Here is an 8,411-nt window from a genome sequence, read left to right as displayed (position 1 = left end):
CAAGGATGGAGTCAAGGACACCTACATAAAAGTGTGGGTGTCCCAGATTATTTTTAAATTAATGAAATAGGACACCCACAGAATGTATCAGATTTCGTGGATGTCCCTTTTTTAAACCTACATATAAGTGTGGGTGTCCCATTTATTCTGATTACTGATTTTATGGATGTCCCTTTTTTATATCCTTTTTTAAATTATGGATGTCCCTTTTTTATTTTAATCCAGATGGAGTCAAGGACACCTACATAAAAGTGTGGGTGTCCCAGATTATTCTTTCTTACTGATTTTATGGATGTCCCTTTTTTATAAGTGTGGATGTCCTATTTATTTGTCTACCCAGATTATTACCTACATATAAGTGTGGGTGTCCTATTTATTTTTTCTATTTATTTTTTTTTGTGGGTGCCCCCATCTCTTTTTCACAGATTATTACCTACATATAAGTGTGGGTGTCCCATTTATTTTTATTATTATGGATGTCCCTTTTTTACTTAGATTATTACCTACATATAAGTGTGGGTGTCCCATTTATTAGGTGTCCCATTTATTAATGAATGTCCCTTTTTTAACCTTTTTTAAAAGTGTTGGTGTCCTATTTATTGCCCATATATAAGTCTGGGTGTCCCATTTATTTCTTCATTTATTTCTCCTCGTTTAAAATATTTTTCAAATAAGCAATTTCACTACCTTCAAAAACATCTAAAACTGATCTAATTTCTTCAGTCGAATAAGGAAAAGCAGAAATTGTTTTTCTTAATGTATCCTCTGAATTTTCCATATCATTATCATAAGCTTGATAAACTGACAATATTGTCAAAATTTTTGGGTAAGGCCTAAAATAAGCAAGCCGCTGATAAAGTTCTTTTTTCATTTCTACATTTTCTTTATTCATAGGCAAATAATTAGCAACCAGACCATCGGCATAGAATGACCAAATAAAATGATTACTATCTTGTAGTAAAACGGCTAATCTAGCTCTATTTTCTTCTTCAAACTTTGATGGATAAACCCAGTATACCCATCGACTATACATTTTAACACCCAAAATAGACTGCCATAAAAAAACAATACTGAATACTAGAATAGTGAAAATTTTAATATTTCTATTAAAAGGAATATATAGCTTTTTTACAGGAACTAAACCAAGAAGCACAGAGAACAGCATTAAAAAGTTGACATACCAAAGTGGGTATTCAAAGAAGCTATGACACAAAAAAACAAGTATAAGAGATAATAAGTAATAGTCATTCTCGTTAGGATATTCTTTGATAAAACGGGGAAATAAAGACCAAAGCAGACAGACAAGAAATATAACAACACTAACTCCTCCAAGTTCTGCAAGAAGCTGCATCACTATATTGTGGCTATTAACAAACAGAACACCTGAATGAACATGTTCATCGGCAACCATATTGAATGAGTTGACTGCATAATTATCAACCCCTACTCCAAAAAATGGATTTTCTAAGAATATACTAAATGCTTTTGACCACTCTTGAAATCTGAACACAAAGGAACCAGTCTGCATCCTTTCAGCACCTGTAGTTAAGAGTGACTCAGCTCCATCTTTTAGCATAAATGAAAATAATTCACTGGCATATTTTTGTGCTAAGAGAATAAAGAATACACTTACAGACATACTGACAGCCAGTCTTTTCATTTCTACAGTTCTCTTTGATCTCATAAATAAAAAAAATATAAGAGAAATTGAAATAAATAAATAGGCTAGAACCAACCTAGACGCACTTAATGAAACAGAAACACTCAAAAAAATTAAAGCTATTAGGAAGACTAGTAATTTAATTTGTTTTTTACTAAAAAGCCAACAAAGGGAAAGTACACCTAGCATTAAATAATTACTTAGATTATTTCTTTGCCCGATATTTCCTAAAAATTCTGTATAGTTAGCATTTTTATGCAAAAAATACGACAAACCAAACTGATCGGCAAGCCCTGTTATTTGAAAAACCCCTATAAATAATTGACACAAACTTCCCATAAGGAGGCCACTAGAAGAAAACAATATTACTTTTTCTAAATCTAATTTACTAACTGAATTAGCCAATAAAGCTGCAAAAAAAAGAGCAGAAACTTTAATAAAAACCATCCCCGGATATGGCGTTGAGTTAATATTAAATAAAGAAAAAAAAATCAGAAAAGAAACTATAGTCAGCGCAGGTGATATTTCAACGCGATCATTTATATAAAAAAATGAAAAAAGTATTATTAATAGAACTATGAATAACGATAACAAATCAGATGTAAGATCAACAAGCGGCGCAAACTTTATCCAAGATAAAAAAGGAGCAAAAAAAAGAAAAAATAAAAATATATATTGAATATTAAAAAAACTGCTTTTTTTAAAAAAACATACGATATCTTTATCCCTAAGAAAACTCATAAAAATAAAACCCAAAATACCGAATGACTTTCCCTGAGAAAACCCAAGAAAAGCCAAACCTCAAATATTAATTACATGCTTTAGCTGCATCAGCTGCATCTGTTGATACACTAGCAGAGCAGCTCCATGTACCTGTTTGGTCACGTACCAAAGTAATCTTTGGAGTTGGTCCCAATACAGATGGGGCATTTTGAATTGTGCATGAGATACCTGAAGAAGCACCTGCTTCAATAGCAAAAGAGCAGTTTTCTGTAGCACTTGATGCCAAACCTAAGGTATCTACAGTCGTACTTGCTGTTATTGTAGACCCTTCATTTAAAAGTATTTCATACTGAGTCTTTCCTGGAGTCAACTCAGCAAGAGCTGCATTAAACTTAGCCTTCGCAGTATAATTCTGATACTGCGGAATAGCCACAGCCGCCAAAATCCCAATAATCGCCACAACGATCATCAATTCAATCAGCGTAAAACCACTTTGTTGTTTTTTCATTATTCTTAGCCCCTTGAGGACATACATTTTTATTATTCGATTTTGCCACCACCGAGCCTGAGCATTGACCAAAAACGACACCTGATCGCTATGACCCACTCTGTCTACCCACTGTGCCCGACAGTGACGCTTCCATAAATACTCTTTCATCCAGTCCATTGGTTCGATGGTCAGAATACGATGAAAAAATAACCACTCATGGTTGTAATGTCTTCCTGACTGCTCGCTAAGAGCGTTTTGATGCAAAACCTTCAGTCCTGAGACCCTGTGTAAAAGCGGTGCACCAACCTTATCCCACTGCAGAGACAGCACACAGATAAGGGTAATTCCTTAGCCCATTACGATATATTTCACGGTAAAAAAAGCAACCTTTTTTTGGTGTATTTGTGTTGCTTTGGTCAACTTTTTCAGCTTGACATAAAGAGCGATCTCTGTCGTTTAATTACCTGGTAGAATCACGCGATTTTGCAGGACAGACCCTGAGCCACAGGGGATTCTGGAAAAGAGAAACATTTCAACTATATTTCCTCCCACTATCTGTTCAAGACCAACAAGGAGCCCACCTGTGCAAAATGCCCTGTTTAAAGAACTCAAACGAATGGGAATGGACGAAGATATAGCCTTGGAGTTCGTCAGTAGAAAGCTCCCTCAAAACCTGGCTACAAAAGAAGATATTCTGGTGCTACGGAAAAGCATCCTGCAAGTCAAGCTGGATACAGAACGTAGTATTGCCACATTACGGGAAGCAATGCATGCCGGTCATAACAAACTTCAGGCTGACATTCTAACTCTACGAAAAGAAATGCATGCCGGTCGAAATAAACTTAAGGCTGACTAACAACCAAAACCGGGAGATGACGTAGAAAGTTTTGCTGAAGATGTCAGAATGGCTCGTTCTAACGACCCATTACCAGATTCATCATGGGACGACTGATCGAAGTCACTGAAATGCTGGTTGCCGAACATCTCCCCCCACAAATCAGATTCAAAGGAAGGCTTTCATGGTCAGTCTGCTGGCCAAAAATCAGCACTCATAGCTTGGTCGTAAGTCCAGGGACAAGTCGAAGGAAACGTTTCAAGAGGCAACCCTGTCTCTTTAGTCGCCTCAATCAACGCATACCGGTAGGCTCTTTCCATAGCTGCAGGGATTCTGGGTTTAAGGCTGGGGTTGTCCTTAATATGATCCGAGAGCTCTTCTCGTTGACCTACAATCGTATACCGCCAGCTATTGGATTGCAGACCGGGTTGATACTGCCACTTCAGCAGATGCATCAAGAGAACCTTCAAACGACTGACCAGCTCTCGATGCAGGTTTTTTCCCATAGCTTCAATTTCCAATGCAATATTCTTGATATCGGCCTCATCCAAATTCCCGGATCTGAGCAAATCAAGCTGCTGATTGACCCATCCGTAAAAGTCAGAGTCGTAAAGTGGCTCGCCCATCAGATATCCCTCCTGCCAAAGTAGCCATTATAGTCATTCTTTCTGAATCCGGAGCTGGCTTAACCTCACACCAGCTCCAACCCCGAAGCTTTAAAATGGATAATAAGGACATCCGAAATAATAAGGACATCCGGCATAATAAGGACATCCGGGCTGAAATGAAAGAAATGAGAGCTGAGATTCGCAGTGAGCTGGCCGTACTGAGCCGACAGTTCTGGATTACTTTTGGAGGTCTGATAACCACGATTGTTAGTGTCTTTCTGATCAATTATTACTTTCACATGTCATAGCCGAACATTGGGAGTTGAGAACAGTCACATAAGCCAGAACGATTCATTGAAGGAACTTGACACCAGACTATTTGATACCATAATCAGGTATATATTGGTACAGGAGCCAGCAAGATGGCAAAAAACACCAGCATTACTCTTGGAGATCACTTCGATGGTTTTATCTCCAGCCAGGTCAATAGCGGTCGTTATGGCTCTGCCAGTGAGGTGATCAGGGCTGCTCTCAGGCTGCTTGAAAACCGCGAAACAAAACTGGAAACGCTGCGACAGTTGCTGATAGAAGGCGAAGAGAGTGGAAATGCAGACTACAATCTGGACTCAATAATTGATGAGTTGGACAATGAGCTCAATTGACATGAAGCCAGCGTTTGTATTAACCAAAAAAGCCAAGAGTGATTTGCTAAGCATCGCTCGATATACCTTTAGACAATGGGGGAAAGCTCAACGAAATCTTTATCTGCAAAAATTGGATGAAAGCTTCCATACATTAGCTAAACATCCTGACTCTGACAGCCCATGCAATCATGTTCGAACGGATTACAGGAAATTTCCCCAAGGCAGTCATATTATTTATTACAGAATTCAACAGAAGGGTGGAGTTTCAATCGTTAGAATCCTTCGCAAAAGTATGGACGTTAATTTACAGATAGAGTCGACTCACTGAGAACAATAAAAGCAGCTGTTATAGTCATTCGTTCTGAATTTGGTGCGTCAAAACCTCAAACCACCTCCAACCCCGAAGCCTTAAAATGAGCAAACACCTTCATCCCAATTTTCAGCGACAACCGATCCACCGACTTTCGTGTCACCAGAGCCATTAAAGTCTGCTCACCGAGACATAACGTAATTAACTGATGCCAGTCGTCTCTGGTTTGTATTGAATCAATCACCACCGGTAAACGATTCAAAACACTGGTGTCGCAAAAATCATCCAGCACAATACTCACTTCATGGGCAGGGACAATCATTCGTACTGTTGACCCCAAGGCCAATCCAGCCTCGTGCACCTGCAGCGGATGACCTTCGACACTCAGAACGGTCAGCCCATAGTCTTTATCATGATCAACCACTTCTGCTTCCAGCACGGATAACAGAGGCTCATGCCGATCATCAACGGCCAGTGCACTGTTGAGCAACGTCTGGCTCTGATCTTTTCCGGTCACAGATCCCTGATGCAGTAACAAAACCCTGTCAGCCAGACGGGCCACTTCTTCTCTTGAATGACTGACCATAATAATCGGTATGTTAAAAGCTCGATGAATATTTCTTAAACAAGGCAATATCGTCGCCTTGGAATCCCAATCCAGAGAAGCCAGAGGCTCATCCATTAACAGCAATTTTGGTGCATTCAACAAAGTGCGGGCAATGGCTACACGCTGTTTTTCTCCGCCGGACAGTGTTTCAATCCCACGATTCAGCAAGTGGCCAACACCCGATTGATCCACGACTTCAACAAAGGTTAATCCCCGGCGACCGGAGCTTGCACGTTTCATGGAAAACTGAAGGTTACCCAGAACACTCAAGTGTGGAAATAAACGCGCCTCCTGAAAGATATAACCTATCCTGCGTCGTTCAGGGGGAACAAAGACACCCTGTTTGCTGTCCATCCAGACCTGATCATCAAACTGTATCCGACCCTGAACCGGTTTTTCCAGTCCGGCAATGGCCCTGAGCAGAGAGGTTTTGCCGCAGCCCGACGCACCCATAATACCCCAGACTGCATCCAGCTCCAGAGCGGTATGGATGGCAAGATCGAACCGATCCCGAGGCAGTTGAATATCCAGTTTCAACATCAACGGTTACTCACTTCCGACACTTGTCTTTTATCAATACTGTACAAAACTACCAGCATCACAAGCGCAAACATTAGCAGGCCCGCTGCCATAGCATGTGCCTGGCCCAGCTGTTGTGTTTCCACCGCGTCGTATAAAGCAATGGACAACACCTGAGTTTCTCCGGGAATGTTGCCGCCAATCATCAGCACCACACCAAATTCACCCACCGTATGAGCAAAGCCCATACAGGCAGCCAACAAGAGTGCTCTGAGAGAATTTGGCAAAACAATATTGATAAACCGGTCAATCCGACTGGCCCCGAGCATGGAGGCTGCTTCAAGAAGACCATGATCCAACTGCTCAAACGCTCTTTGCAGAGGTTGCACGACAAATGGCAATGAATACAGCACAGAAGCCACCACCAGCCCTGAAAAACTGAATGCCAGTGTTGACCCCGTTAAATCAACCCACCATTGGCCCAAGGTATTGTCTGGCGAGAAGGCAATTAACAGATAAAAACCGAGTACCGTGGGCGGTAGCACCAGTGGCAAACCGACAATAGCTTCTATTAATGGCCGAAAGCGGCTTCTCATATTGGCCAGTTTCCAGGCCAGGGGTATTCCCACCAGCATCAACAGCAGTGTTGTCAGCACAGCCAGTTTCATGGTCAGCCAGATGGCCGTGGTCAGCATTATTTCGTCTTATCCCGGATGGCAGGAAAATAGCCATGCTCAGCAATATATTTCTGGGACGAGGCAGACAACACAAACGCCGAAAACGCCTGAGCTATCTTTTTGTGCTCTGTACTTTTCAGTATCACCATATCCTGACGAATCGGTTCATAGAGCGTTTTTGGCACATAGCTGATTCGCTTCAGCTCTTTTTCTGAAAGCTGGGATAAGGCAACCAGCCCCATGTCAACATTACCGCTGGCCACAAACTGCCATGCCTGCTGAATGTTGGCTCCCTGCACCAGCCGCCCCTGATAACTCTCCCATAAACCTGACTTTTCCAGAGACTGCCTGGCAGCCAGACCGAAGGGAGCGGTTGCAGGGTTAGCAATAGCCAACTTACCATGCCAGTCTTTGAGCTGCTCAATTGAAGATGGCTCTTTATCCTTTGTTCGATCCCAAAGAACCAAACGTCCATAGGCGTATGTTTTTCGACTTTCAGAAAGCGCCTTGCCATTGTTTTCCAGCTTCAAGGGTCTGGCTTGATCGGCTGAGAAAAAAAGATCAAAGGGAGCACCACGCATAATCTGATGGTACAGCACGCCAGTCGATGCTGAAGAGACAGTCAACTTGTGTCCGGTCTGACGCTTAAACTGTTCAGCCAGATGTTCTAAAACGGGTTTAAAGTTAGCAGACACCGCCACTCGAAGATTAGCAGCGGTTGCACTTATGCTAAACAACAGTGTCAGAATACCCAGCCAATACGTCACAACGATGTCTGCCCCCAGCGCTTTGCCGCCTCTTCATCAGACTCACGGGCATCCACCCAGCGATCACCTTCAGGAGTGGTTTCCTTCTTCCAGAAAGGCGCACGGGTTTTCAGGTAGTCCATGACAAACTCACAGATCTCAAACGCCGCTTTGCGGTGAGCACTGGCCACACCAACAAAAACAATTCTGTCACCCGGCTGAAGCTGCCCGACCCGGTGAATCACCCTGATGGCTTGCAGTGGCCAGCGTTCGGCGGCTTCATCAATAATGTCCCTGAGTGACTTCTCTGTCATACCCGGATAATGTTCCAGATACAGTCCTCCCACATCGTCCCCGAGGTTTTCATCCCTCACCAATCCAGTGAAGGTCACCAAAGCCCCGGTACCGGTATTGTCGCTGAGCTGATCCTGTTCAAAACCCGGATCAAAATCATCCTTCTGTATTGAGATCATGATCACCCTCCGGTGACCGGAGGAAAGAAGGCAATTTCGTCGCCTTCTTTTATTTCAAAATCCTTGCGGGTCATAGTCTGGTTCAAAGCCACCAGGGTACTTGGGTCTTTAACGACTTC

At 42.2% G+C, this 8,411-nt stretch carries 12 protein-coding genes; 4 read left to right on the top strand and 8 right to left on the bottom strand.

Features of this window, described 5'->3' with window-relative positions; all coding sequences use genetic code 11:
* Nucleotides 1-640 precede the first annotated feature (640 nt).
* The gene (locus KDK18_RS07265) at nucleotides 641-2,458 is read right to left on the bottom strand and encodes a PglL family O-oligosaccharyltransferase (RefSeq protein ID WP_257254214.1); all 1,818 of its coding nucleotides are present in this window, start codon (nucleotides 2,456-2,458) and stop codon (nucleotides 641-643) included.
* Between the two features lie 10 nt (nucleotides 2,459-2,468).
* Entirely contained in the window at nucleotides 2,469-3,203 is a 735-nt protein-coding gene (locus KDK18_RS14560) for a pilin (RefSeq protein ID WP_373691155.1), read from the bottom strand.
* Nucleotides 3,204-3,456: 253 nt separating this feature from the next.
* On the opposite strand from KDK18_RS14560, the gene KDK18_RS07255 reads away from it, so the two are divergent.
* Nucleotides 3,457-3,729 (top strand): hypothetical protein, encoded by a 273-nt coding sequence (locus KDK18_RS07255; protein WP_257254212.1) that lies wholly within the window; start codon nucleotides 3,457-3,459, stop codon nucleotides 3,727-3,729.
* Nucleotides 3,730-3,896: 167 nt separating this feature from the next.
* On the opposite strand, the gene KDK18_RS07250 is transcribed toward KDK18_RS07255, so the two are convergent.
* Nucleotides 3,897-4,334 carry a DUF29 domain-containing protein gene (locus KDK18_RS07250; RefSeq protein WP_257254211.1) on the bottom strand — a complete coding sequence of 146 codons (438 nt, stop codon included), beginning with the start codon at nucleotides 4,332-4,334 and terminating at the stop codon, nucleotides 3,897-3,899.
* On the opposite strand from KDK18_RS07250, the gene KDK18_RS07245 reads away from it, so the two are divergent.
* The 3 genes from KDK18_RS07245 to KDK18_RS07235 all read left to right on the top strand — a co-directional run bounded on the left by KDK18_RS07245 (nucleotide 4,322) and on the right by KDK18_RS07235 (nucleotide 5,288).
* Complete coding sequence (locus KDK18_RS07245) at nucleotides 4,322-4,624, top strand: hypothetical protein (RefSeq protein WP_257254210.1); 303 nt, start codon at nucleotides 4,322-4,324, stop codon at nucleotides 4,622-4,624. The two genes, KDK18_RS07250 and KDK18_RS07245, sit on opposite strands and share 13 nt — an antisense overlap.
* 114 nt (nucleotides 4,625-4,738) lie before the next feature.
* Nucleotides 4,739-4,978 (top strand): type II toxin-antitoxin system ParD family antitoxin, encoded by a 240-nt coding sequence (locus KDK18_RS07240; protein ID WP_257254209.1) that lies wholly within the window; start codon nucleotides 4,739-4,741, stop codon nucleotides 4,976-4,978.
* Complete coding sequence (locus KDK18_RS07235; protein WP_306670887.1) at nucleotides 4,953-5,288, top strand: type II toxin-antitoxin system RelE/ParE family toxin; 336 nt, start codon at nucleotides 4,953-4,955, stop codon at nucleotides 5,286-5,288. Before KDK18_RS07240 ends, KDK18_RS07235 begins: the two co-directional genes overlap by 26 nt.
* 55 nt (nucleotides 5,289-5,343) lie before the next feature.
* Here KDK18_RS07235 and modC read toward each other — a convergent pair whose 3' ends face one another.
* Genes modC through KDK18_RS07210 form a run of 5 tightly spaced genes read right to left on the bottom strand, consistent with a single transcriptional unit; the run spans nucleotide 5,344 to nucleotide 8,366 of the window.
* Nucleotides 5,344-6,417: a molybdenum ABC transporter ATP-binding protein gene (modC, locus tag KDK18_RS07230; RefSeq protein WP_257254217.1), complete on the bottom strand. Its 1,074-nt coding sequence runs from the start codon at nucleotides 6,415-6,417 to the stop codon at nucleotides 5,344-5,346.
* A complete protein-coding gene (gene modB / locus KDK18_RS07225) occupies nucleotides 6,417-7,091 on the bottom strand; it encodes a molybdate ABC transporter permease subunit (RefSeq protein ID WP_257254208.1) in 675 nt (224 codons plus the stop codon). Before modB ends, modC begins: the two co-directional genes overlap by 1 nt.
* Nucleotides 7,091-7,810, bottom strand: coding sequence for a molybdate ABC transporter substrate-binding protein (gene modA, locus KDK18_RS07220; protein ID WP_257254207.1), 720 nt, complete (start codon nucleotides 7,808-7,810; stop codon nucleotides 7,091-7,093). The genes modB and modA overlap by 1 nt, the downstream gene beginning before the upstream one ends.
* A 26-nt stretch (nucleotides 7,811-7,836) precedes the next feature.
* Nucleotides 7,837-8,292: a molybdopterin synthase catalytic subunit MoaE gene (gene moaE, locus KDK18_RS07215; RefSeq protein WP_257254205.1), complete on the bottom strand. Its 456-nt coding sequence runs from the start codon at nucleotides 8,290-8,292 to the stop codon at nucleotides 7,837-7,839.
* 2 nt (nucleotides 8,293-8,294) lie between these two features.
* Entirely contained in the window at nucleotides 8,295-8,366 is a 72-nt protein-coding gene (locus KDK18_RS07210) for a MoaD/ThiS family protein (RefSeq protein WP_257254216.1), read from the bottom strand.
* Nucleotides 8,367-8,411 lie beyond the last annotated feature (45 nt).

The organism is Endozoicomonas sp. SESOKO3 (genome assembly GCF_024606255.1).
The sequence above is the reverse complement of the archived record's forward strand: the minus strand, read 5'-3'. Positions and strand labels throughout refer to the sequence as shown.